General features: G+C 52.5%; 22 protein-coding genes. 11 read left to right on the top strand and 11 right to left on the bottom strand.

Annotated features, from left to right (window positions below; genetic code table 11):
* Nucleotides 1–13 precede the first annotated feature (13 nt).
* Genes recF through dnaA form a run of 3 tightly spaced genes read right to left on the bottom strand, consistent with a single transcriptional unit; the run spans nucleotide 14 to nucleotide 3,595 of the window.
* Entirely contained in the window at nucleotides 14–1,087 is a 1,074-nt protein-coding gene (recF, locus tag EHN13_RS18750) for a DNA replication/repair protein RecF (RefSeq protein WP_048213772.1), read from the bottom strand.
* The gene (gene dnaN / locus EHN13_RS18745) at nucleotides 1,087–2,187 is read right to left on the bottom strand and encodes a DNA polymerase III subunit beta (RefSeq protein WP_005121477.1); all 1,101 of its coding nucleotides are present in this window, start codon (nucleotides 2,185–2,187) and stop codon (nucleotides 1,087–1,089) included. The genes recF and dnaN overlap by 1 nt, the downstream gene beginning before the upstream one ends.
* Before the next feature lie 4 nt (nucleotides 2,188–2,191).
* Complete coding sequence (dnaA, locus tag EHN13_RS18740) at nucleotides 2,192–3,595, bottom strand: chromosomal replication initiator protein DnaA (protein ID WP_061066893.1); 1,404 nt, start codon at nucleotides 3,593–3,595, stop codon at nucleotides 2,192–2,194.
* 222 nt (nucleotides 3,596–3,817) lie between these two features.
* On the opposite strand from dnaA, the gene EHN13_RS24595 reads away from it, so the two are divergent.
* The 10 genes from EHN13_RS24595 (at nucleotide 3,818) to EHN13_RS18695 (ending at nucleotide 11,861) form a co-directional block, all read left to right on the top strand.
* Nucleotides 3,818–3,973: a hypothetical protein gene (locus tag EHN13_RS24595; RefSeq protein ID WP_420808689.1), complete on the top strand. Its 156-nt coding sequence runs from the start codon at nucleotides 3,818–3,820 to the stop codon at nucleotides 3,971–3,973.
* A gap of 228 nt (nucleotides 3,974–4,201) precedes the next feature.
* Nucleotides 4,202–4,342: a 50S ribosomal protein L34 gene (gene rpmH / locus EHN13_RS18735; RefSeq protein ID WP_003023858.1), complete on the top strand. Its 141-nt coding sequence runs from the start codon at nucleotides 4,202–4,204 to the stop codon at nucleotides 4,340–4,342.
* Between the two features lie 17 nt (nucleotides 4,343–4,359).
* Entirely contained in the window at nucleotides 4,360–4,719 is a 360-nt protein-coding gene (gene rnpA, locus EHN13_RS18730) for a ribonuclease P protein component (RefSeq protein WP_003844432.1), read from the top strand.
* Entirely contained in the window at nucleotides 4,683–4,940 is a 258-nt protein-coding gene (gene yidD, locus EHN13_RS18725) for a membrane protein insertion efficiency factor YidD (protein WP_003023846.1), read from the top strand. Before rnpA ends, yidD begins: the two co-directional genes overlap by 37 nt.
* Before the next feature lie 2 nt (nucleotides 4,941–4,942).
* Entirely contained in the window at nucleotides 4,943–6,589 is a 1,647-nt protein-coding gene (yidC, locus tag EHN13_RS18720; protein WP_048213774.1) for a membrane protein insertase YidC, read from the top strand.
* A 105-nt stretch (nucleotides 6,590–6,694) separates the two neighbouring features.
* A complete protein-coding gene (mnmE, locus tag EHN13_RS18715; protein WP_003840593.1) occupies nucleotides 6,695–8,059 on the top strand; it encodes a tRNA uridine-5-carboxymethylaminomethyl(34) synthesis GTPase MnmE in 1,365 nt (454 codons plus the stop codon).
* 182 nt (nucleotides 8,060–8,241) lie between these two features.
* Nucleotides 8,242–9,423, top strand: a complete 1,182-nt coding sequence (locus tag EHN13_RS18710; protein ID WP_048213775.1) for an MFS transporter — start codon at nucleotides 8,242–8,244, stop codon at nucleotides 9,421–9,423.
* The gene (gene yidZ, locus EHN13_RS18705) at nucleotides 9,392–10,351 is read left to right on the top strand and encodes an HTH-type transcriptional regulator YidZ (protein ID WP_101742130.1); all 960 of its coding nucleotides are present in this window, start codon (nucleotides 9,392–9,394) and stop codon (nucleotides 10,349–10,351) included. The genes EHN13_RS18710 and yidZ overlap by 32 nt, the downstream gene beginning before the upstream one ends.
* A 166-nt stretch (nucleotides 10,352–10,517) precedes the next feature.
* A complete protein-coding gene (locus EHN13_RS18700; protein WP_048213777.1) occupies nucleotides 10,518–11,264 on the top strand; it encodes a 4'-phosphopantetheinyl transferase family protein in 747 nt (248 codons plus the stop codon).
* A gap of 30 nt (nucleotides 11,265–11,294) precedes the next feature.
* Nucleotides 11,295–11,861 (top strand): NADPH-dependent FMN reductase, encoded by a 567-nt coding sequence (locus EHN13_RS18695; protein ID WP_124021883.1) that lies wholly within the window; start codon nucleotides 11,295–11,297, stop codon nucleotides 11,859–11,861.
* 53 nt (nucleotides 11,862–11,914) lie between these two features.
* On the opposite strand, the gene EHN13_RS18690 is transcribed toward EHN13_RS18695, so the two are convergent.
* Nucleotides 11,915–13,252 carry an NCS2 family permease gene (locus tag EHN13_RS18690; protein WP_124021882.1) on the bottom strand — a complete coding sequence of 446 codons (1,338 nt, stop codon included), beginning with the start codon at nucleotides 13,250–13,252 and terminating at the stop codon, nucleotides 11,915–11,917.
* A gap of 166 nt (nucleotides 13,253–13,418) precedes the next feature.
* Between EHN13_RS18690 and yieH the strand changes: the two genes are divergently transcribed.
* The gene (gene yieH / locus EHN13_RS18685; protein WP_115644232.1) at nucleotides 13,419–14,084 is read left to right on the top strand and encodes a 6-phosphogluconate phosphatase; all 666 of its coding nucleotides are present in this window, start codon (nucleotides 13,419–13,421) and stop codon (nucleotides 14,082–14,084) included.
* 114 nt (nucleotides 14,085–14,198) lie between these two features.
* On the opposite strand, the gene phoU is transcribed toward yieH, so the two are convergent.
* The 7 genes from phoU to glmU all read right to left on the bottom strand — a co-directional run bounded on the left by phoU (nucleotide 14,199) and on the right by glmU (nucleotide 22,792).
* Nucleotides 14,199–14,924 (bottom strand): phosphate signaling complex protein PhoU, encoded by a 726-nt coding sequence (gene phoU, locus EHN13_RS18680; RefSeq protein WP_003023824.1) that lies wholly within the window; start codon nucleotides 14,922–14,924, stop codon nucleotides 14,199–14,201.
* A gap of 14 nt (nucleotides 14,925–14,938) precedes the next feature.
* The gene (gene pstB / locus EHN13_RS18675; RefSeq protein WP_003023821.1) at nucleotides 14,939–15,712 is read right to left on the bottom strand and encodes a phosphate ABC transporter ATP-binding protein PstB; all 774 of its coding nucleotides are present in this window, start codon (nucleotides 15,710–15,712) and stop codon (nucleotides 14,939–14,941) included.
* Nucleotides 15,713–15,758: 46 nt separating this feature from the next.
* Nucleotides 15,759–16,649 (bottom strand): phosphate ABC transporter permease PstA, encoded by an 891-nt coding sequence (pstA, locus tag EHN13_RS18670; RefSeq protein WP_101742132.1) that lies wholly within the window; start codon nucleotides 16,647–16,649, stop codon nucleotides 15,759–15,761.
* On the bottom strand, nucleotides 16,649–17,608 hold the full coding sequence (gene pstC / locus EHN13_RS18665) for a phosphate ABC transporter permease PstC (protein WP_048213782.1): 960 nt from the start codon (nucleotides 17,606–17,608) through the stop codon (nucleotides 16,649–16,651). Before pstC ends, pstA begins: the two co-directional genes overlap by 1 nt.
* A 262-nt stretch (nucleotides 17,609–17,870) precedes the next feature.
* The gene (gene pstS, locus EHN13_RS18660) at nucleotides 17,871–18,911 is read right to left on the bottom strand and encodes a phosphate ABC transporter substrate-binding protein PstS (RefSeq protein WP_048213783.1); all 1,041 of its coding nucleotides are present in this window, start codon (nucleotides 18,909–18,911) and stop codon (nucleotides 17,871–17,873) included.
* A gap of 334 nt (nucleotides 18,912–19,245) precedes the next feature.
* Nucleotides 19,246–21,075 (bottom strand): glutamine--fructose-6-phosphate transaminase (isomerizing), encoded by a 1,830-nt coding sequence (gene glmS / locus EHN13_RS18655; protein WP_048213784.1) that lies wholly within the window; start codon nucleotides 21,073–21,075, stop codon nucleotides 19,246–19,248.
* A gap of 346 nt (nucleotides 21,076–21,421) precedes the next feature.
* Complete coding sequence (gene glmU / locus EHN13_RS18650) at nucleotides 21,422–22,792, bottom strand: bifunctional UDP-N-acetylglucosamine diphosphorylase/glucosamine-1-phosphate N-acetyltransferase GlmU (RefSeq protein WP_048213785.1); 1,371 nt, start codon at nucleotides 22,790–22,792, stop codon at nucleotides 21,422–21,424.
* Nucleotides 22,793–23,372: the final 580 nt, after the last annotated feature.

The following is a 23,372-nucleotide window of genomic DNA, read 5'->3' as shown; positions in this document are numbered from 1 at the left end:
ATTTTATCTTGGGTTAATCCGTTATTTTACCCTTTTCCACGGTAAACATCTTCGAATTTTCATCGGACATGTCTATAACGTGTTCAGCGCTGATTGCGCTGACAAAGACCTGAGATTGCGTGGCTTTTAAGCGGCTGGCCAGCAGTCCGCGACGCGCGTCATCCAGTTCAGAGGCAAAATCATCTATCAGGTACAGGCAGCGCCGCCCGCTTTCACGGGTCAGAAACTCCCCTTGCGCCAGACGTAAGGCGCACATCAGCAGCTTGAGCTGCCCACGCGACAACGTATCTTCCACCGGCGCACCGTCGGCGCGAATGCGGAAATCCGCCTTATGCGGGCCGTGCGCGGTGTAGGTCAACATGCGATCGCGTTCAAAACTGCGTTCCAGCACTTCGGCGTAATCTGTCTCTTTCTCCCAGCCGCGCTGGAAAGAGAAGGAGAGAGAAAATTCGGGAAGAAACTGCTGGCAGGTATCCGCCATATCCTGCGCGATACCGGCGCTGTACTCCGCGCGCCAGGTGCTGATTTGTTCCGCCAACGGGATCAGTTCTTTATCCCACGGGCGGAGTTGCTCATAACGACTTACCTGGCGCAGTGCCGCATTGCGCTGCTTGAGCAGGCGCTTCAGGTTGCTCCAGGCGGTGAAAAATCCGGCTTCATTGTGAAAGCATCCCCAGTCAAGGAATGCTCTTCTGTATTTGGGGCCGCCATTGAGTAAAGTAAACCCCTCGGGCGTGATCAGCTGCATCGGCATCAGGTGCGCCAGTTCCGCGACCTTGTGCCCGTCAGTGCCGTCAATGCGCACTTTACTGTCGCCCAGTTTGTCTTTCGTCAGACCAATCGACGTCTCACGCTCATCACCCTGCAAACGCCCGTGTAAAACAAACGATTCCTGTTCGTGGCGGATCACGCGACCAATTTGCAAACTGCGAAACGCCCGACCGTGGCCGAGCGTATAGATAGCTTCCAGCACGCTGGTTTTGCCGCTACCGTTAGCGCCTACCAGGAAGTTAAAGCCGGGAGATAAAGCGAGATCCGCGTTTTCGATATTACGAAAATCGCGGATCAACAGGCGGGTCAGCGACATTACAGTCTCATTGGCATAACAACGTAAGCCGCGCTCTGGCTGGCTGCATCTTCAATTTGTACGCTGGAGACGGAATCGGTCAGCAGAATACGCACGTTCTCGCACTTCAGCGCGTTCAGAACGTCCAGTACGTAGCTAACGTTAAAGCCGATTTCCAGTTCTGTACCAGGATAGGAGACATCCAGAATTTCTTCGGCTTCTTCCTGCTCCGGGTTATTAGCGGTGATTTTCAGCTGGTTTTCACTGACATACAGACGCACGCCGCGGAATTTCTCGTTAGAGAGGATCGCCGCACGAGCAAACGCCTGTTTGAGGATATCGCAACCTGCTTCCAGATGTTTGTCCGGATTCTTCGGCAGTACGCGGCGATAATCCGGGAAACGACCGTCAACCAGCTTGGAGGTAAAGATGAAATCACCCACGTGCGCACGAATATTGTTGCTGCCAATCTGTACGCGCAGCGGGTTATCGCCGCCGTCGAGCATACGCATCAGTTCAATCACGCCTTTACGCGGTACGATCACCGAATGGCTGGGCAACGGCTGACCGACAGGCATTGAACAGACCGCCAGGCGGTGACCGTCGGTCGCCACGGTACGCAGCTCTTCCCCTTCGGTTTCAAACAGCATGCCGTTTAAATAGTAACGCACGTCCTGATGCGCCATTGAAAACTGCGTGGCTTCAATCAGACGCTTCATCGTCGCCTGCGGTAGCGTGAATTCGACTTCGCTCTGCCAGTCGTCCAGATTCGGGAAGTCGGCGGCAGGCAGCGTGGACAGCGAGAAACGGCTGCGGCCAGAACGCACCAGCATACGGTCGCCTTCCAGTTGAACGGCAATTTCTGCGCCTTCCGGCAACCCGCGGCAAATATCGAAGAATTTACGCGCCGGAACGGTGGTCGCACCAGGTTCATGCGGCTGGATCAGCGCCACGCGCGCCACCATCTCCATTTCGAGATCGGTACCGGTCAGAGAAAGCGCACCGTCAGCAACCTGCAGCAGCAGGTTTCCGAGGATCGGCAGTGTAGGACGTCCACCCAGCGGGCCGCTGACCTGCTGAAGCGGTTTTAATAAATGTTCACGTTCAACGGTAAATTTCATAGCGTCACGAAGATAATGTTCTGATTAAATTGGAGAAATCTTCTTTAATATCATGGCTTTCTTCACGCAACTGCTCAATCTTACGGCAGGCATGAAGCACGGTAGTATGATCGCGCCCACCAAACGCATCGCCAATTTCCGGCAGACTGTGGTTAGTGAGCTCTTTTGCCAGCGCCATCGCCATCTGACGCGGACGTGCTACCGAACGAGATCGACGCTTAGAAAGCAGATCCGCAATTTTGATTTTGTAATACTCTGCCACCGTCTTTTGAATATTGTCGATGGTGACCAGCTTTTCCTGCAAAGCCAGCAAATCGCGCAGCGCTTCACGCACGAAATCGATAGTAATTGCCCGGCCGGTAAAATTGGCGTTAGCGATCACGCGGTTCAGTGCGCCTTCCAGTTCACGCACGTTAGAGCGTAGACGCTTGGCGATAAAGAACGCCACTTCACCCGGCAGACGAATGTCGTTTTCGTCAGCCTTTTTCATCAGGATCGCGACGCGTGTTTCCAGCTCAGGCGGCTCGATCGCGACAGTCAGTCCCCAGCCGAAGCGAGATTTCAGACGATCTTCAACGCCGTTGATCTCCTTCGGATAGCGATCCGAGGTCAGGATGATCTGCTGATTACCTTCCAGCAGGGCATTAAAGGTGTGGAAAAATTCTTCCTGTGAACGTTCTTTATTAGCAAAGAATTGAATATCGTCAATCAGCAGCGCATCAACGGAACGGTAATAGCGTTTAAACTCTTCGATCGCATTGTTTTGCAGGGCTTTAACCATGTCCTGCACAAAACGCTCGGAGTGCATATACACCACTTTTGCGTTCGGCTTACGCGCCATAATGCCGTTACCGACAGCGTGCAGCAGGTGGGTTTTACCCAGACCCGTACCGCCATAAAGGAATAACGGATTGTAGGCGCCGCCTGGATTGTCCGCCACCTGACGTGCCGCCGCGCGCGCCAGTTGGTTAGATTTACCTTCAACGAAGTTATCAAACGTATGTTTGACGTTGACGTTAGAGCGATAGGTAGGTTCAGCCGGAGCCGGGACGTTATCCCAGCCAGGGCGCGCTGCCGGTACGGTACGTTGCGGTTGCACTTGCTGAGCCACGTGGGCGGGCGCCACAACGTTGTTGACCGGCGTTTTCAGCGTTTGCGTAACGGGTTTAGTGCCAACCTCAAAACGCAGCTGTGGGGCATCCGCTCCGCAAAAATTATTGAGTAATCCATTAATATTATTAAGGTATTTATCCCTTACCCAATCGAGCACGAAACGGTTTGGCGCATACAAAGCCAGCGTGTTATCGCTCAGTTCCGCCTGCAACGGGCGTATCCACATACTGAATTCTGTGGCTGGTAACTCATCCTGCAATCGGGCAAGACACTGCTGCCAAAGCGAAAGTGACACGGCGGACTCCACTCGAACAAAAGTCGATAAATGACAAAGGCTGAAACATTCATGATTGTTGACGCACATCGACAAGACCCTATGCAAAGGGTGACGTGCGAATTGCTATCTGCAATTTTTACCCGATCAGGATCCATTGAAACGATCGGGACCGCGGATCATAGCGTAAACTGAGAAAGAGATCTTCTGTTTCTCACAGATTCTTCCCGATTTATCCACAGGATGATCCAGAATCGGCTAAGTGTAAACGATCCTGGAGAAGTGCTGCAGGTTTTCGCGCGCATATTGAAAAAATTAATGAGTAAAGATGCTTTACTGCTTAAACGATCTAATAAAGATCCCGTGCGATCCTTGCGCTTTATCCACCAGCCCGTATAATTCTTACCCCCAGCGAGTAACGGTCGCCTTACGGCGTCAACGCTGCCTGTTTTTTACACAAAACCACGTGAAAAAAAACGGGATATAAGGAAAGAGAATTGACTCCGGAGTGTACAATTATTACAATCCGGCCTCTTTAATCACCCACACTGTGGCGTAAGTCGTTCGAAATTCGTTCGGGTATACGCAAAAGTCAGTGAATTTATTCAAGTTTAGGTAGAAATCGCCATGAAACGCACTTTTCAACCGTCTGTACTGAAGCGCAACCGTTCTCACGGCTTCCGTGCTCGTATGGCAAATAAAAATGGTCGTCAGGTTCTGGCACGTCGTCGTGCTAAAGGCCGTTCTCGTCTGACCGTTTCTAAGTAATAAAAGCTAGCCCCTGAGTGGTTAAGCTCGCATTTCCCAGGGAGTTACGTTTGTTAACTCCCACTCATTTCACATTCGTCTTCCAGCAGCCACAACGGGCTGGCACGCCGCAAATCACCATCCTCGGCCGCCTGAATTCGCTGGGGCATCCCCGTATCGGTCTTACCGTCGCCAAGAAAAATGTTAAACGTGCGCATGAACGTAATCGGATTAAACGTCTGACGCGTGAAAGCTTCCGTTTACGTCAGCACGAGCTTCCAGCAATGGATTTCGTGGTGGTGGCGAAAAAAGGGGTTGCTGACCTCGATAACCGTGCTCTCTCGGAAGCGTTGGAAAAATTATGGCGTCGCCATTGTCGCCTGGCTCGCGGGTCCTGATAGCCCTCATTCGGGTCTATCAACGCCTGATCAGTCCGCTGCTTGGGCCGCATTGCCGTTTCACTCCAACCTGTTCGAGCTACGGAATTGAGGCATTGCGCAGGTTTGGAGTGATAAAAGGCAGTTGGTTGACGGTGAAACGCGTATTAAAATGCCACCCTTTACACCCTGGTGGTGACGATCCCGTCCCGCCCGGACCATTTGATACCAGAGAACACTAACGATGGATTCGCAACGCAATCTTTTAGTCATCGCTTTGCTGTTCGTGTCTTTCATGATCTGGCAAGCCTGGGAGCAGGATAAAAATCCGCAACCTCAGGCCCAACAGACCACGCAGACAACGACCACCGCAGCGGGTAGCGCCGCCGACCAGGGCGTACCGGCCAGTGGCCAGGGGAAACTGATTACGGTTAAAACTGACGTGCTTGATCTGACCATCAACACCCGTGGTGGTGATGTGGAACAGGCTTCACTGCCAGCTTACCCGAAAGAACTGGGTTCTACCGAACCGTTCCAGTTACTGGAAACCACGCCACAGTTCATCTACCAGGCACAAAGTGGCCTGACAGGTCGTGACGGCCCGGATAACCCGGCTAACGGCCCGCGTCCGCTGTACAACGTCGAAAAAGACGCGTTTGTACTGGCTGACGGTCAGAACGAACTGCAGATCCCGATGACCTATACTGACGCAGCGGGTAACACATTCACTAAAACGTTTGTACTCAAGCGTGGTGAATATGCTGTCAACGTTAACTACAGCGTGCAGAACGCCGGCGAAAAACCGCTGGAAGTCTCCACCTTTGGTCAGCTGAAGCAATCCATCAATCTGCCATCTCATCGTGACACCGGTAGCAGCAACTTTGCGCTGCACACCTTCCGTGGCGCGGCGTACTCCACGCCAGATGAGAAGTATGAGAAATACAAATTCGACACCATTGCTGACAACGAAAACCTGAACGTCAATGCTAAAGACGGTTGGGTTGCAATGCTGCAACAGTATTTCGCCACGGCATGGGTTCCGCGTAACGACGGCACCAACAACTTCTATACCGCTAACCTGGGTAACGGCATTGCCGCTATCGGCTATAAATCACAGCCGGTATTGGTACAGCCTGGTCAGACTGGCGCGATGACCAGCACCCTGTGGGTCGGCCCGGAAATTCAGGATAAAATGGCGGCCGTTGCACCGCACCTGGATCTGACCGTGGATTACGGCTGGTTGTGGTTCATCTCTCAGCCGCTGTTCAAACTGCTGAAATGGATCCATAGCTTCCTGGGTAACTGGGGCTTCTCCATCATCGTTATCACCTTTATCGTTCGTGGCATCATGTACCCGCTGACCAAAGCGCAGTACACCTCCATGGCGAAGATGCGTATGCTGCAGCCGAAGATTCAGGCAATGCGTGAGCGTCTGGGTGATGACAAACAGCGTCAGAGCCAGGAAATGATGGCCCTGTACAAAGCTGAGAAGGTTAACCCGCTGGGCGGCTGCTTCCCGCTGATCATCCAGATGCCAATCTTCCTGGCGTTGTACTACATGCTGATGGGCTCCATTGAGCTGCGTCATGCGCCGTTCGCGCTGTGGATCCATGACCTGTCCGCACAGGACCCGTACTACATCCTGCCGATCCTGATGGGCGTGACGATGTTCTTCATTCAGAAGATGTCTCCGACCACCGTGACCGACCCGATGCAGCAGAAGATCATGACCTTTATGCCGGTCATCTTCACCGTGTTCTTCCTGTGGTTCCCGTCAGGTCTGGTGCTGTACTATATCGTCAGCAACCTGGTAACCATTATTCAGCAGCAGCTGATTTACCGTGGTCTGGAGAAGCGTGGCCTGCATAGCCGCGAGAAGAAAAACTCCTGATTCGGTGTAGGCCGGATTAGGCGAAGCCGCCATCCGGCAAACGGAACATAAAGTAAAGGGCGGTCATTAGACCGCCTTTTTTATTGCATTAAGAAGAGACAAACCATGAGCCATAACGACACCATCGTCGCTCAGGCCACCCCTCCGGGACGTGGTGGCGTGGGTATCCTGCGCATCTCCGGCCTGAAGGCGCGCGAGGTCGCAGAAACCGTACTGGGGAAACTACCCAAACCGCGTTATGCCGATTATCTCCCGTTTAAAGACGCGGATGGCAGCACGCTGGATCAGGGGATTGCCCTGTGGTTCCCCGGCCCGAACTCCTTTACCGGCGAAGACGTTTTAGAGCTTCAGGGCCACGGAGGTCCGGTGATTCTTGACCTGCTGCTCAAACGTATTCTGACCATTCCCGGGCTGCGCATTGCCAGACCCGGTGAATTCTCCGAGCGCGCGTTTCTCAATGATAAGCTCGATTTAGCCCAGGCCGAGGCGATTGCCGACCTGATCGATGCCAGCTCGGAGCAAGCCGCTCGCTCGGCGCTGAACTCGTTGCAGGGTGCATTTTCCGCACGGGTAAATCATCTTGTGGAAGCGCTCACTCACCTGCGCATCTATGTGGAAGCGGCGATCGACTTCCCGGATGAAGAAATCGACTTCCTGTCTGACGGCAAGATTGAAGCGCAGCTCAATAACGTTATCAGCGATCTTGATGCCGTACGTGCCGAAGCGCGTCAGGGTAGCCTGCTGCGCGAAGGGATGAAGGTAGTCATTGCCGGTCGCCCTAACGCCGGGAAATCGAGCCTGCTGAACGCGCTGGCAGGCCGTGAGGCGGCTATTGTGACCGACATTGCGGGGACGACTCGCGACGTACTGCGTGAGCATATTCATATCGACGGTATGCCGCTGCACATCATCGATACTGCCGGTTTGCGCGATGCCAGCGATGAAGTTGAACGCATTGGTATCGAACGTGCCTGGCAGGAAATCGAACAAGCCGACCGTGTGCTGTTTATGGTGGATGGCACCACCACCGACGCCGTGGACCCAGCTGACATCTGGCCAGACTTTATTGCCCGTCTGCCAGCCAAACTGCCGATTACCGTGGTGCGTAACAAAGCGGATATTACCGGTGAGACGCTGGGCCTTAGCGAAGTAAATGGCCACTCACTGGTTCGTCTCTCCGCACGTACCGGTGAAGGTGTTGACGTACTGCGTAACCATCTCAAACAGAGCATGGGCTTTGAAACCAATATGGAAGGTGGCTTCCTGGCGCGTCGTCGTCACCTGCAGGCACTGGCAGAAGCGGCGGAGCATCTTGAGCAGGGTAAAGCCCAACTTCTCGGCGCATGGGCCGGAGAATTGCTGGCAGAGGAGCTACGTCTGGCGCAGCAGAACCTCAGTGAGATCACCGGGGAATTTACCTCCGACGATCTGCTGGGACGAATTTTCTCCAGCTTCTGTATTGGTAAGTAACGTTGTATTGCCCGGTGGCGCGATGCTTGCCGGGCCTACAGGCCCTGTAGGCCGGATAAGGCGTTTACACCGCCATCCGGCAACAACAATTTCCCATGCGGAAATCACTGTTGTCCAAATGGCAACTCGTGCAGTTGACTCTCTGACCGTATGCTTAGCGCCACATTTCTCATGAGGTCGCTATGACACGCTTTCTAATCTGCAGTTTCGCCCTGGTTCTTCTTTATCCTGCCGGTATTGATATGTATCTGGTGGGGCTGCCCCGTATTGCGGCCGATCTACAGGCCAGCGAGGCGCAACTGCATATCGCGTTTTCGGTTTATCTGGCGGGAATGGCGACGGCGATGCTTTTCGCCGGAAAAGTTGCCGACCAGTCAGGACGTAAACCAGTCGCTATTGTCGGTGCACTCATCTTTATTTTCGCCTCTGCGCTGTGTTCATTTGCCGAGAGCGGTACGCCGTTCCTGGTAGGCCGCTTTATTCAGGGTGTGGGCGCCGGCTGCTGCTATGTGGTGGCTTTCGCCATCCTGCGCGATACGCTCGACGATCGTCGCCGGGCGAAGGTACTGTCGTTGTTGAACGGTATTACCTGTATCGTGCCGGTGCTGGCTCCGGTGATGGGGCATCTGATCATGCTCAAATACCCGTGGCAGAGCCTGTTCTACACGATGATGGGCATGGGCGTGGTCGTTTGCCTGCTGTCGGTGTTTATCCTGCGAGAATCGCGCCCAGCGACGCTCTCGACCTCTACGCAGAGCGATCATCGCGCAGAGTCGCTGGTAAACCGTTTTTTCTTAAGCCGTCTGGCCATTACCACCCTCAGCGTGTCGGTGATCCTGACCTTCGTGAATACGTCTCCGGTGCTGCTGATGGAAGTTATGGGCTTCGACCGCGGCGAGTACGCCACTACCATGGCCATGACCGCAGGCATCAGTATGGCGGTCTCTTTCTCTACGCCATTCGCACTGAGTATTTTTAAACCCCGCATCCTGATGCTGACTTCACAGGTCTTGTTCCTGGCTGCGGGCATCGTGTTAATCCTTGCCAGTACGCACGCGGTAACGTTGTTCGGGTTAACCTTAATCTGCGCCGGATTCTCGGTCGGTTTCGGCGTTGCCATGAGCCAGGCGCTGGGGCCGTTCTCGCTGCGCGCAGGCGTCGCCAGCTCGGCATTAGGCATTGCCCAGGTTTGCGGTTCATCTCTATGGATTTGGTTGGCTGCCATCCTCGGTCTCGACGCACTGAATATGCTGATCGGGATTCTGATTGGCTGTAGCATAGTGAGTATCATGCTGATTATCACTGTTGCACCAAACCGGCCCACACCAACTCATGAAGAAATCCCTCAGCAGTCTCGATCTTAATTTACTGCTCTGCCTGCAACTCCTGATGCAGGAACGCAGCGTCACTAAAACCGCCAAACGGATGAACGTCACGCCGTCGGCGGTCAGCAAATCGCTGTCGAAGCTGAGAGCCTGGTTTGACGATCCCTTGTTTGTTAACACCCCGCTGGGGCTAACGCCAACGCCGCTGATGCTCAACATGGAACAGAGCCTGGCGGAGTGGATGCAGATGGGCAATCAATTGCTCGATAAGCCACACCATGAAGCACCACGTGGGCTAAAGTTTGATTTAGTGGCTGAAACGCCGCTGGTGATGATCATGTTTAACGCGCTCTCCCAACAGATCTACCAACGTTATCCACAGGCAACGATCAAAGTGCGCAACTGGGATTACGATTCGCTGGATGCCATTATCCGTGGCGAGGTGGATATCGGCTTTACCGGACGTGAAAGTCACCCGCGCTCGCGTGAATTGCTGAGTCTGCTACCGTTATCGATCGACCACGAGGTCCTGTTTTCCGATCTCCCCTGCGTCTGGTTGCGTGAAGACCACCCGGCATTGCAGGAAGAGTGGAATCTGGAAACATTCCTGCGCTATCCCCATATCAGCATTAGCTGGGAGCAGAGCGACACCTGGGCGCTGGACGATGTGCTTCAGGAGATGGGGCGTGCGCGTAACATCGCATTGTGTCTGCCAGGCTTTGAGCAGTCGCTGTTTATGGCCGCGCAGCCCGATCACGCATTGATAGCCACCGCCCCGGTCTATTGTCAGCGTTACAATCAACTCCACCAGCTTCCGCTCGTGGCACGTCCAATGCCTTTTGATGCAGCGCAACTGGAAAAAATGCGCGTCCCGTTCACCCTGCTTTGGCATAAACGCAACAGCCACAATCCTAAGATCGTATGGCTGAAAGAGACGATCAAGGCACTCTATCGCGAGATGTCATGAAGATCCTTTGCTATATTGTTGTTTTATTAACCTCCCTGGCGCTGGAAATGTAAATGTCGCGTAATGTATCCCGATTCCGTTTACTTTTTGGGCAGTAAAGCCTGCCTGGAAGCCGCGTAAATGTTACTCTGATAATAATCACGGACCATTAATCACGGAGCGAAAAATGGCGACACATTTTGCCAGAGGGATTCTTACGGAGGGACACCTGGTTTCAGTTCGTCTCCCTACTCCATGTCATTTTGAAGTAAGAAATCTACCCACTCACCGCCGAACACGCTTTCTGGCCTCCCGAAGTCTTCTCGCTGAACTGATGTTTATGCTTTACGGCACCAGCACATTGCCCGAGATTGTTACCGAGGCGAAAGGTAAGCCCGTTTTTCGCGATAAAAACCTGCCTGGCTTTTCAATTTCCTATGCCGGGAATATTGTCGGCGTCGCGCTTACCACAGAAGGTTCATGCGGTCTGGATATGGAGCTTCAGCGAGCGACTCGCGGGTTCCATACCCCGAATGCCACAGATTCCTACCGCTTTTCCAGTAACGAAAACCTGTGGATCAATAATCAAAACGACCCCAATGAAGCGCGTGCGCAGCTCATAACGTTACGCCAGAGCGTTCTCAAGCTCACTGGCGACGTGTGCAATGACGATCCACGTGAACTCCAGCTGTTACCGGGTGCGGGCCGTCTGAGATGTGCTCACGTTACGCAGATAGAAGCCATTTGCGATGCCGAAGATGTGCTGGTGTGGTCGGTCGCGGTCACGCCAACCATTGAAAAACTCAACGTTTGGGAGTTTGATGGTAAACAGGACTGGAAAAGCTTGCCTGATATCCAGACACGCGCCAATGAGCCAACGGGTCGCCTGATCCGGTTCTCGCAATTATGCGCAGCGAAGAGCCATACGCTTTGATTTAACCTTCATGATGAAACAGGAGTAACCATGTCTGAAACATTGAATGTTGTTACGTTACTGGGGAGCCTGCGCAAGGGTTCGTTTAATGGAATGGTTGCCCGTACGCTGCCAAAAATTGCCCCCGCGGGGATGGAAGTGAATGCATTACCGTCGATTGGGGATATTCCTCTGTACGATGCCGACCTCCAGCAGGAAGAGGGTTTTCCGGCAAGTGTAGAAGCGCTGGCGGAACAAATCAGGAAGGCTGACGGCGTCGTTATCGTCACACCGGAATACAACTATTCTGTTCCTGGCGGGCTGAAAAATGCCATCGACTGGCTGTCTCGCCTGCCCGATCAACCATTATCCGGCAAACCGGTGCTGATCCAGACCAGCTCCATGGGCGCCATTGGCGGCGCACGCTGCCAGTATCATCTGCGTCAAATCCTGGTGTTCCTCGACGCGATGGTAATGAACAAGCTGGAATTTATGGGCGGCGTGATTCAGAATAAAGTGGACCCGCAGGCGGGTGAAGTGATCGACCAAAGCACGCTGGACCATCTGACCGGTCAGCTGACCGCATTTGGCGACTATATTCAACGTGTAAAAGCCTAAAGAAAAAGCCCGCCAGCAACGATGCCTGGCGGGCCGTTGTCCAGACCGATATTTTAGTGCGCGTCGATAAACACAATCTTCAGTACAAACAGCAGCGCGACAACGATGACGCACGGGCTGAGATCGCGGAAACGTCCGGTACCGATTTTCATCAAGCAGTAAGAGATAAAGCCCAGCGCAATACCTTCGGTGATCGAGAAGCTAAACGGCATCATCACGGCGGTAATAAACGCTGGAACCGCTTCAGTCAGGTCATCCCACTTCACGCGAGACAGGCTTGATGTCATCAGGACGCCAACGTAAATCAGCGCACCTGCGGCGGCATATCCCGGCACCATTCCCGCCAACGGCGACAGGAAGATAACCAGCAGGAACAACAGACCGACAACGACCGCGGTCAGGCCGGTACGCCCACCAACAGAAACCCCGGAAGAAGACTCAATATAGGCGGTAACGGAAGAGGTACCGATAAACGCGCCGGTAACAGACGACACGCTATCGACAAACAGCGCCTGCTTCATGCGTGGGAACTTGCCCTTCGCGTCTGCCAGACCGGCTTTATCCGTCACGCCAATCAGGGTACCGGAGGAGTCAAACAGGTTCACCAGCATGAACGAGAAAATCACGCCCGCAAGGCCAATGTTAAACGAACCGGCCAGGTCAACATGCCCGATAACCGACATCACGCTCGGCGGCGCGGAGACGATCCCGCTGTAATGGACATCACCCAGCATCCAACCCAGCAGCGTGGTCACGATGATAGAGATCAGCACCGCCGCATGAATGTTACGTGACGCCAGAATAGCGATGATAAAGAAGCCCAGAATGCCGAGCAGTACGCTGTGGGACGTCAGGTTGCCGATAGATACCAGCGTGTCTTTGTTGGCGACGATAACGCCGGCGTTTTTCAGCCCCATCATACCTATGAACAGACCGATACCGCTGGTGATCCCCACGCGCAGGCTCACCGGGATATTGGCAATCATCCAGTAACGTACGCGGAAAATGGTCAGCAGCAGCAGACCTATCGCACCCCAGAAGATTGCGCCCATACCTATCTGCCATGACAGGCCCATCGCGCCAACGACCACGAAAGCGAAGAATGCGTTCAGGCCCATAGCAGGCGCAAGTGCGACCGGCAGATTGGCAAAAAGCCCCATCAGGATGCTACCAAATGCAGCAATAAGGCAGGTGGTAACAAAGACAGCGCTGGTATCCATGCCAGCCACGCCAAGAATTTGCGGGTTAACAAAAACGATATACACCATCGTCAGGAAGGTGGTTAAACCGGCGATCACTTCGGTCCGTGCCGTTGTGCCATGCTCGCGCAGTTTGAACACGCGTTCCAGCATCCCCTGGCCAGAAGCCTGGGTTGTGTGTTGTTGACTCATTATCAATTTCCGAACAAGGAGGGAAAATTCGTCGCTATCCTATACCAAAATGCGACAATAGGGTTGGGTTATGAGCAACTTTTTTCATTGATTTTGCTTATACGGCAACGATTGCGTGGCGTAAATAAGCATGACGTAAACGTTAAACTAGCGATAAGAGGAAGGCATGTCCCAGATAGAAGCGGTATTTTTTGACTGCGACGGTACGCTGGTCGATAGTGAAGTGATCTGTTCCCGGGCGTATGTCGCCATGTTCCAGGAGTTTGGTATCAAACTCGATCTCGAAGAGGTGTTTAAACGCTTTAAAGGCGTAAAACTCTACGAAATCATCGATATCATCAACGAAGAGCACGGCGTTACGCTGGCGAAAGCCGATTTAGAGCCCGTTTACCGCGCAGAGGTCGCACGCCTGTTCGACTCGGAACTGGAGGTTATCGCTGGGGCAAATGCTCTGCTGGACAGCATGACAGTGCCAATGTGCGTGGTCTCAAACGGTCCGGTCAGCAAAATGCAGCATTCGCTGGGTAAGCTGGGCATGTTGCACCATTTTCCTGATTTACTGTTCAGCGGCTACGATATCCAACGCTGGAAGCCCGATCCGGCCCTGATGTTCCATGCGGCAAAAGCAATGGACGTTAACGTTGAGAACTGCATTCTGGTTGATGATTCCAGCGCAGGCGCGCAGGCGGGAATTGCCGCCGGGATGGAAGTGTTCTACTTCTGTGCCGATCCGCATAACAAACCGATCGAAAACCCAAAAGTCACGACCTTTACCGATCTGGCGCAGTTGCCGGAATTGTGGAAGGCGCGGGGTTGGAACATCGTCGGTTAAACCGTAGGCCTGATAAGCGGAGCGCCATCAGGCAGCATTACGCAGAATGCCGGATGGCGGCGTAACGCCTTATCCGGCCTACAACAGCGGCGCCGGGGGTTCCCGGCGGACCGCTTATTCTTTAGGATCTTTGCCCGCCAGCAGCTTATCCAGCTCATCGCCGCCCACATGACGGAAGTCTTGTCCCTTCACGAAATAGAAGATGTATTCGCAGATATTCTGGCAGCGGTCACCAATACGCTCGATAGAACGTGCGCAGAACAGCGCAGTCAGCACACTTGGAATGGTACGCGGGTCTTCCATCATGTAGGTCATCAGCTGGCGCACAATGCCTTCATATTCCTGGTCGACTTTCTTATCTTCGCGATAAATACGTACCGCTTCGTCGAGATCCATACGCGCAAACGCATCCAGCACGTCATGCAGCATTTGTACGGTGTGACGACCCAGCGATTCCAGACTTACCAGCAGCGGCTGATGCTGTTGCGAGAACTTCTCCAGCGCGGTGCGGCAAATTTTGTCCGCCACATCACCAATACGCTCCAGCTCAGCGATAGTTTTGATAATCGCCATCACCAGACGCAGGTCGCTGGCGGTAGGTTGACGCTTGGCGATGATACGCACGCAGGCTTCATCGATCGCCACTTCCATCATGTTGACGTTTTTATCGCCTTCAATGACGCGCTTCGCCAGTTCGCTGTCCTGATTATGCATGGCGGTAATCGCATCAGAAAGCTGCTGCTCTACCATGCCACCCATGGTCATCACCTGGGTACGGATGCTTTCCAGCTCTGCGTTGAACTGGCCGGAAATATGTTTATTAAGATTAAGGTTATCCACAACAAGCTCCTGAATCAGCCGTAACGACCGGTGATGTAGTCTTCAGTTTGTTTCTTCGCGGGCTTGGTGAACAGATCGTCCGTGTTGCTGAACTCAATCAACTCGCCCAGGTACATAAATGCCGTGTGATCGGAACAACGCGCAGCCTGCTGCATGTTGTGGGTAACGATAACGACGGTGTAATCCTCTTTCAGCTCAGTGATCAGCTCTTCGATACGCCCGGTAGAAATAGGGTCGAGCGCTGAACATGGCTCATCAAGCAGAAGCACTTCCGGGCGAATGGCGATGCCACGCGCAATACACAGTCGCTGCTGCTGACCACCCGAGAGAGAGTACCCGCTCTGGTGTAATTTATCTTTGGTTTCATTCCACAATGCGGCCTTGGTCAATGCCCACTGCACACGTTCGTCCATATCCGCACGCGAGAGTTTCTCAAACAAACGTACGCCAAACGCGATGTTGTCGTAGATAGACATTGGGAACGGCGTTGGCTTCTGGAACACCATGCCGACTTTGGCACGCAGCAGCGCGATGTCCTGGGTGTTGGTGAGAATATTGTCACCATCCAGCAGGATTTCACCTTCCGCACGCTGCTCCGGGTACAGTTCAAACATTTTGTTGAAGGTACGCAGCAGCGTCGATTTACCACAGCCAGAAGGCCCGATAAACGCCGTGACCTGGTTTTTCGCGATATCCAGGTTGATGTTCTTCAGGGCATGGAATTTGCCATAGTAGAAGTTCAAATCACGAACCTGAATTTTACCCGGGGCAGTATCAACCATACTCATTTCAATCTTTTCCTCATCCGGCGCCGCATCAGCCACGCCGTAAAAATTAACCGTGTTTCTTCTTCGCGAAAATGACTCGCGCCAGAATGTTCAGCAGCAGTACGCACAGGGTAATAATCAGTACCCCGGCCCAGGCCAGTTGCTGCCACTCAGCAAACGGGCTCATCGCAAACTTAAAGATAGTGACCGGCAGGTTGGCTATAGGCTGCATCATGTCAGTGCTCCAGAACTGGTTGGAGAGCGACGTAAACAGCAGCGGAGCCGTTTCACCTGCAATACGGGCAATTGCCAGCAGAATACCGGTAATAATGCCCGATACAGACGCCTTCAGGGTGATTGCAGAAATCATCTTCCACTTCGGCGTACCCAGCGCATAGGCGGCTTCACGCAGGCTATCCGGAACCAGTTTGAGCATGTTCTCAGTGGTACGAATAACGATAGGTACCTGCAGCAACGCCAGCGCAATCACGCCCGCCCAGCCGGAGAAGTGTTCCATTTTTGCTACCACGATGGTGTAAACGAACAGACCGACCACGATGGATGGTGCAGAAAGCAGAATGTCGTTGATAAAACGGATGACCTCAGCCAGCCAGGACTTACGCCCATACTCAGCCAGGTAGATACCCGCCATAATACCGAGCGGGGTACCAAACACGGTCGCCCACAGAATCAACAGACCGCTACCGGCCAGGGCGTTCGCCAGACCACCACCTGCCGTATTCGGCGGCGGCGTCATTTCGGTGAACAGCGCCAGCGACATACCGTCAATACCGCGGGTGATCGTGGACATCAGGATCCAAATGAGCCAGAACAGACCGAACGCCATGGTCGCCATAGAGAGCGTCAGCGCGATGCGGTTTTTCAGACGACGACGCGCCTGCATTTTACGGCGGGATTCCGCAAGCTGAGCGGTGTTTTGCATTTCAAGCGTAGCCATTAGCGTGCCCCCTCGTTCTTCGCAAGGCGCATGATCATGAACTTAGATGCCGCCAGTACGATGAAGGTGATCACAAACAGAATCAGACCGAGCTCCATCAACGCGGCAACGTGCAGCCCAGATTCCGCTTCGGCAAATTCATTCGCCAGCGCAGAGGTAATACTGTTGCCCGGCATGTACAGCGAGGCGCTATCGAGCTGGTAGGTGTTACCGATGATAAAGGTCACCGCCATGGTTTCACCCAGCGCGCGACCCAGACCCAGCATTACGCCGCCAATGACACCATTTTTAGTGAACGGCAGAACGATACGCCAGATAACTTCCCAAGTGGTACATCCGATGCCGTAGGCCGACTCTTTCATCAGCACCGGCGTTTGTTCGAACACATCACGCATAACTGCCGCAATGTACGGGATGATCATGATGGCGAGGATCACGCCAGCAGCCAGAATACCGATACCAAATGCCGGGCCAGCAAACAGTGCGCCAACAAACGGAATGTTGGAAAGAATATTACCGACCGGCTCCTGGAAATACGTCGCAAACAGCGGGGCAAAGATAAACAGGCCCCACATGCCGTAAACGATACTCGGGATCGCCGCCAGCAGTTCAATAGCGATACCCAGCGGACGTCTCAGCCAGCCAGGTGCAAGTTCCGTCAGGAACAAAGCAATGCCGAAACTCACCGGGACGGCGATCAGCAGTGCGATAAGTGAGGTGACCAGCGTACCGTAAATCGGTACCAGTGCGCCGTAGATATCATTTGGCGCATCCCAGTCTTTGGTCCAAAGGAATGAGAAACCAAATTTCTGGATGCTTGGCCAGGAGGAGATGATCAGAGAGACAATAATGCCACCCAACATCAATAGCACAATCAGCGCAGCCAGTTTTACCAGCGCGCTGAAGATCATGTCACCCTTTTTACCCGGTGGGTTAAAAGCAGGCTTGGTTGCAGCCATAAATCACTCTTTAAGTTTGGGCCAGGAAGCGCGCATTTTATCGTGCTTCCCAGCTAACGTAATGCCATACCCTAAATAATTCGAGTTGCAGCAAGGCGGCAAGCTTGTGACAAATTCGTCAGGAACGAATTTGAACAGCCGGAGGCTGCCTTCGGTGAGGGACAAGGATGTCCCTCATTCATCCCCAGGAGCATAGATTTACTATGTGACTGGAGTGAACAAGCGCAGCCAACACAGCTGCGGCTCGAAGTATGACGGGTATTTAGTACAGCGCTTTACCGCTGCTGTCTTTCACGTTGGTCTTCCATGCAGCACGAATCTGCTCAACCACGCTGTCCGGCAGGCTGGCGTAATCCAGGTCGTTGGCCTGTTTGCCGCCATTTTTGTACGCCCAGTCAAAGAACTTCAGCACTTCAACGCCCTGCTCAGGCTTCTTCTGCTCTTTGTGAACCAGGATGAAGGTGGTGGAAGTGATTGGCCACGCATTGTCACCTTTCTGGTTAGTCAGATCCTGAGCGAAGGTTTTGCTCCAGTCAGCGCCTTTAGCTGCATTAGCAAAGTTTTCTTCTGTCGGGCTTACCGGCTTACCATCAGCAGTAACCAGTTTGGTGTATGCCAGGTTGTTCTGCTTAGCATAAGCGTACTCAACGTAGCCGATAGAGCCTGGCAGACGCTGGACGAACGCAGCGATACCGTCGTTACCTTTACCGCCCAGACCGGTCGGCCAGTTCACAGTAGAGCCTGCGCCAATTTTAGATTTCCACTCTTCGTTCACTTTCGCCAGGTAGCTGGTGAAGACGAAGGAGGTACCGGAACCATCTGCACGACGTACAACGGCAATGTTCTGAGAAGGCAGCTTCAGACCCGGGTTCAGTTTGGTGATGGCTTCATCATCCCACTTCTTAATTTTGCCGAGGTAGATATCGCCCAGAGTTTTACCATCAAGCACCAGCTCTCCGGACTTCAGGCCCGGGATATTCACCGCCAGCACCACACCGCCGATCACTGTCGGGAACTGGAACAGACCTTCCTGAGCCAGCTTCTCGTCAGATAACGGCGCATCAGATGCACCGAAATCAACGGTATTTGCGGTAATTTGTTTTACACCACCGGAGGAGCCGATACCCTGGTAGTTTACTTTGCTACCGGTCTCTTTCTGATAAGTATCAGCCCATTTGGCATACACTGGCGCAGGAAAAGTTGCACCAGCACCTGTCAGGCTCGCTGCAGCAAAGGCAGAGAACGCGCTCATAGATAAGGTCGCGGCGACAACAGTTGCGACAGTGGTACGCATAACTTTCATAATGTCTCCTGCACGGTTTTCGTAAATTGTTGTTTGAGTTGCTACTGTGAGCAAAATAGGACAAACAGGTGACAGTTAAATGTACGAAATATGACAATTTTATGACAATGAAAAATAATGCGCCAAGAACAATTAAAAATTGTATAAAAACAGTAAGTTAACAGATTGTATGACAATCATATTTCGGCAAAATTTTCTTTTTATGACACTGAAAACAGTAGCTGAAGATGACGGTTTGTCACATAAAACAGGCGGGATAATTGATTAAAAACAGAACGCGTTTAAAAAAATGCCCCGCTTTGAGCAGGGCATTTTCAGTTCAGCGAGGTATCGCTTATTCCACGGTAACCGACTTCGCCAGGTTACGCGGCTGGTCCACGTCAGTACCTTTAATCAGCGCCACATGATACGCCAGCAGTTGCAGCGGAACGGTATAGAAGATCGGTGCAATCACCTCTTCCACATGCGGCATCTCGATGATATGCATATTTTCATTACTGATAAATCCTGCATCCTGATCGGCGAAGACGTACAACTGGCCGCCACGGGCACGCACTTCTTCAATGTTGGATTTCAGTTTTTCCAGCAACTCGTTGTTCGGTGCAACCACGATAACCGGCATATCCGCGTCAATCAGCGCCAGCGGACCGTGCTTCAGCTCACCAGCGGCATACGCTTCTGCGTGAATATAAGAAATCTCTTTCAGCTTCAGGGCGCCTTCCAGCGCAATGGGGTACTGATCGCCACGACCAAGGAACAGTGCATGGTGTTTGTCAGAGAAGTCTTCCGCCAGTGCGGCAATACGCTTGTCCTGTGACAGCATCTGCTCAATACGGCTCGGCAGCGCCTGTAACCCGTGAACAATCTCTTGTTCAATAGTCGCATCCAGACCTTTCAGACGAGCCAGCTTCGCCACCAGCATTAGCAGAACAGTCAGTTGGGTGGTAAATGCTTTCGTGGAGGCCACGCCGATTTCGGTCCCGGCATTGGTCATCATCGCCAGGTCAGATTCACGTACCAGAGAAGAGCCTGGAACGTTACAGATTGCCAGCGACCCCAGATAGCCCAGCTCTTTAGATAAGCGCAGACCCGCCAGGGTATCCGCCGTTTCACCGGACTGAGACAGGGTAATCATCAAACTGTTACGACGCACAGCGGATTTGCGATAACGGAACTCAGAAGCAATTTCCACATCACAAGGAATGCCGGCCAGCGACTCAAACCAGTAGCGGGATACCATGCCTGAGTTGTATGAGGTGCCGCAGGCAATAATCTGGATATGCTCGACCTGAGACAGCAACGCATTGGCATTAGGGCCAAGCTCACTTAAATCCACTTCGCCATGACTGATACGCCCGGTCAGCGTATTTTTTATCGCGTTCGGTTGCTCATAGATCTCTTTCTGCATGTAGTGGCGATAAATACCTTTTTCGCCCGCGTCGTATTGCAGATTAGATTCAATATCCTGACGTTTAACTTCCGCGCCAGTCTTGTCAAAAATAGAGACTGAACGACGCGTTACCTCGGCGATATCGCCCTCTTCCAGGAAGATAAAGCGACGGGTTACCGGCAGCAGAGCCAGCTGGTCGGAAGCGATAAAGTTTTCACCCATGCCCAGACCGATAACCAGCGGGCTACCAGAACGCGCCGCCAGCAGAGTTTCTGGATTACGGGTATCCATGATCACTGTGCCGTAGGCACCGCGCAGCTGCGGAATAGTACGCAATACCGCCTCACGCAGTGTACCGCCCTGTTCCAGCTCCCAATGCACCAGGTGAGCAATCACTTCGGTGTCGGTTTCAGAAACAAAGGTATAGCCACGCGTTTTCAACAGCTCACGCAGTGGTTCATGGTTTTCGATGATGCCGTTATGCACCACCACAATGTGTTCAGAAACATGAGGATGCGCGTTCGCTTCTGAAGGTTCACCGTGTGTCGCCCAACGGGTATGAGCGATACCTGTACCACCATGCAACGGATGTTCTTCCGCAGCAGCAGTCAGCATCTGCACTTTACCCAGACGACGCAGACGGGTCATGTTACCTTCAGCATCGACGACGGCCAGACCGGCTGAGTCATAACCACGATATTCCAGACGACGTAAACCTTCGAGAAGGATTTCAGCTACATCACGCTGCGCGATAGCGCCAACAATTCCACACATATTTTTTGATTCCGAATTTAGGCATTATGCCTGTCGTTGTCGCTGACCTGTTTCCCCTTCGTCTTTCACTCCGCAGCTACGTTGGCTACGCTTGCTCACTACGGTCACTTACTTTAGTAAGCTCCCGTAGATTCCCAAGCTTGCCGCCTTGCTACAGCGCGAAATACTTTGGGTAATACCCTTTCCGGGCGCCCCGAGCCTTGTAGAGAGTGGGGTTATTTTTATGGTACTGCTTGTTGAGCGGAGGATTATGTTATCCCCTCATCTCTTGTCTGCCTGATGGCACTCACGCTTATCAGGCCTACAGAACGTCATCGCACGTAGGCCGCCATCCGGCAAAAATCACTTACTTTTTCTTAACCGGGCGCTGCCAACCTTGTTTATGGACCTGCGGTACACGGCTTAATACCAGTTCGTTATCAGCGATATTACGCGTCACTGTGGTTCCAGCGGCGATCGTCGCGCCTTTACCCACGGTGACAGGCGCCACCAGTTGAGTATCCGAACCCACAAACACATCATCACCAATAATGGTTTTAAATTTATTAGCACCATCGTAATTGCAGGTGATCGTCCCCGCGCCGATGTTCACGTTATCGCCAATTTCAGCATCGCCCAGATAGGTCAGATGACCGGCTTTAGAACCTTTACCCAGACGCGCTTTTTTCATTTCGACGAAGTTGCCCACGTGTGCGCCTTCCTGCAGCTCAGCACCCGGACGCAGACGCGCAAAAGGCCCGATAGTACAGGCCGCTTCCAGATGGGCATCTTCCACCACGCTGTACGGGCTAAGCTCACAGCCATCGCCAATTACGCTATTTTTGATAATGCAGCCAGTACCAATCTTGACGCGATCGCCAAGGGTTACGTTACCTTCAATGATAACGTTAGTATCAATTTCAACATCGCGCCCGTGAATAAGCGAACCGCGAAGATCAAAACGTGCGGGATCGCGTAACATAACGCCAGCTAACAGCAGTTTCTCTGCTTGTTCGGACTGATAGACACGTTCAAGACGGGATAACTGAAGGCGGTTGTTCACCCCTTCGGTTTCGCTAATACGTGCCGGATGTACCGCAGCAATTTCACGACCTTCCTGGTACGCCATCGCAATGATATCGGTGATGTAATATTCACCCTGCACGTTGTTGTTGGTCAGTTTAGATAACCAGCGCTTCATATCAGCGCCATTGGCAATCAGGATGCCGGTGTTAATTTCCTGGATCTTGCGTTGCTCGTCGGTCGCATCTTTATGCTCAACGATGCCAGTAACGCTGCCGTTATCACGCGTAATGCGCCCATAGCCGGTTGGGTCGTCCAGTTTTACGGTTAATAAGCCAATACCCCCCTGAGGTTTAGCATCGCGCAGGCGGCGTAACGTTTCAGTGGAGATTAACGGCACATCGCCATAGAGCATTAAAATGTCTTCGTCATCACCAAAGAACGGTGCAGCCTGCTGCATAGCATGACCGGTTCCCAACTGCTCTGCCTGCAGAACCCAGTTCAGATTGCCATCTTTCAACGTCTGCTGAAGCAAATCACCACCGTGCCCGTAGACCAGGTGTACATGAGTTGCGCCTAATTCATTAGCGGCATCAATAACATGCTGCACCATCGCTTTTCCTGCGAGAGTGTGCAGCACTTTAGGAAGATCGGAATACATACGTGTACCTTTGCCTGCGGCAAGGATCACGACGCTCATAGCATTATTCAACATACACATCCTGACTGTCATTTGAGAACGAATTTATACCCTTTCATATTGAAAATACTACATTTTTTTCATCATGAAATGGGCCGAAGATAAAACGTTCAATAGGGGAAAATCCCTAACTATTAACTCACTATTTTCGACTATATCGGCGCCTTTTGTCTCCCAAAAACCAGGAGCATGCTCTTATTAAAGCCTTAGGTTAATGTTTTTGCTATTTTTTTACCGCATGAATAAAGAGTTACACATGCAAAGTCCGATTTTATTTATGTGATTCAGTAAGAAACCGAAAATGCGTACGCGAAAATAAAAAGTTGAGGGAGAAGAGGAGGAAGAGAGGATCTATAACAACAAGTGGCGCTGACTGATAAACCGTATCAAGCATCGCGCCACAGGACGGGCAGGTAAAAGCTAAAAGCTCATATTGCTGAACATGGCGATGATTTTATTGAGTAATTTCATGTTGGCATCTCTTTTTATTTGAGTTAATTATGTGATATTCATCACATAAAAAGAGTCTACGCCGCATTTTTTAACCAATCAACTTTTTTTGATCTAAATCACAAAACAGATTTCACTTTAAATG

This window comes from Citrobacter youngae (genome assembly GCF_003818115.1).
GTDB classification, from domain to species: Bacteria; Pseudomonadota; Gammaproteobacteria; order Enterobacterales; family Enterobacteriaceae; genus Citrobacter; species Citrobacter youngae.
Note: the sequence above shows the minus strand (reverse complement) of the source record. Positions and strands in the feature narration are given on the sequence as shown.

Excerpts from the sequence above, each read along its gene's own strand:
- recF (WP_048213772.1), bottom strand. The coding sequence starts at position 1,087 with ATGTCGCTGACCCGCCTGTTGATCCGCGATTTTCGTAATATCGAAAAC.
- dnaN (WP_005121477.1), bottom strand. The coding sequence starts at position 2,187 with ATGAAATTTACCGTTGAACGTGAACATTTATTAAAACCGCTTCAGCAG.
- EHN13_RS24595 (WP_420808689.1), top strand. The coding sequence starts at position 3,818 with ATGATCCAGAATCGGCTAAGTGTAAACGATCCTGGAGAAGTGCTGCAG.
- rpmH (WP_003023858.1), top strand. The coding sequence starts at position 4,202 with ATGAAACGCACTTTTCAACCGTCTGTACTGAAGCGCAACCGTTCTCAC.
- yidD (WP_003023846.1), top strand. The coding sequence starts at position 4,683 with ATGGCGTCGCCATTGTCGCCTGGCTCGCGGGTCCTGATAGCCCTCATT.
- yidC (WP_048213774.1), top strand. The coding sequence starts at position 4,943 with ATGGATTCGCAACGCAATCTTTTAGTCATCGCTTTGCTGTTCGTGTCT.
- mnmE (WP_003840593.1), top strand. The coding sequence starts at position 6,695 with ATGAGCCATAACGACACCATCGTCGCTCAGGCCACCCCTCCGGGACGT.
- EHN13_RS18710 (WP_048213775.1), top strand. The coding sequence starts at position 8,242 with ATGACACGCTTTCTAATCTGCAGTTTCGCCCTGGTTCTTCTTTATCCT.
- yidZ (WP_101742130.1), top strand. The coding sequence starts at position 9,392 with ATGAAGAAATCCCTCAGCAGTCTCGATCTTAATTTACTGCTCTGCCTG.
- EHN13_RS18700 (WP_048213777.1), top strand. The coding sequence starts at position 10,518 with ATGGCGACACATTTTGCCAGAGGGATTCTTACGGAGGGACACCTGGTT.
- EHN13_RS18695 (WP_124021883.1), top strand. The coding sequence starts at position 11,295 with ATGTCTGAAACATTGAATGTTGTTACGTTACTGGGGAGCCTGCGCAAG.
- EHN13_RS18690 (WP_124021882.1), bottom strand. The coding sequence starts at position 13,252 with ATGAGTCAACAACACACAACCCAGGCTTCTGGCCAGGGGATGCTGGAA.
- yieH (WP_115644232.1), top strand. The coding sequence starts at position 13,419 with ATGTCCCAGATAGAAGCGGTATTTTTTGACTGCGACGGTACGCTGGTC.
- pstB (WP_003023821.1), bottom strand. The coding sequence starts at position 15,712 with ATGAGTATGGTTGATACTGCCCCGGGTAAAATTCAGGTTCGTGATTTG.
- pstA (WP_101742132.1), bottom strand. The coding sequence starts at position 16,649 with ATGGCTACGCTTGAAATGCAAAACACCGCTCAGCTTGCGGAATCCCGC.
- pstC (WP_048213782.1), bottom strand. The coding sequence starts at position 17,608 with ATGGCTGCAACCAAGCCTGCTTTTAACCCACCGGGTAAAAAGGGTGAC.
- pstS (WP_048213783.1), bottom strand. The coding sequence starts at position 18,911 with ATGAAAGTTATGCGTACCACTGTCGCAACTGTTGTCGCCGCGACCTTA.
- glmS (WP_048213784.1), bottom strand. The coding sequence starts at position 21,075 with ATGTGTGGAATTGTTGGCGCTATCGCGCAGCGTGATGTAGCTGAAATC.
- glmU (WP_048213785.1), bottom strand. The coding sequence starts at position 22,792 with ATGTTGAATAATGCTATGAGCGTCGTGATCCTTGCCGCAGGCAAAGGT.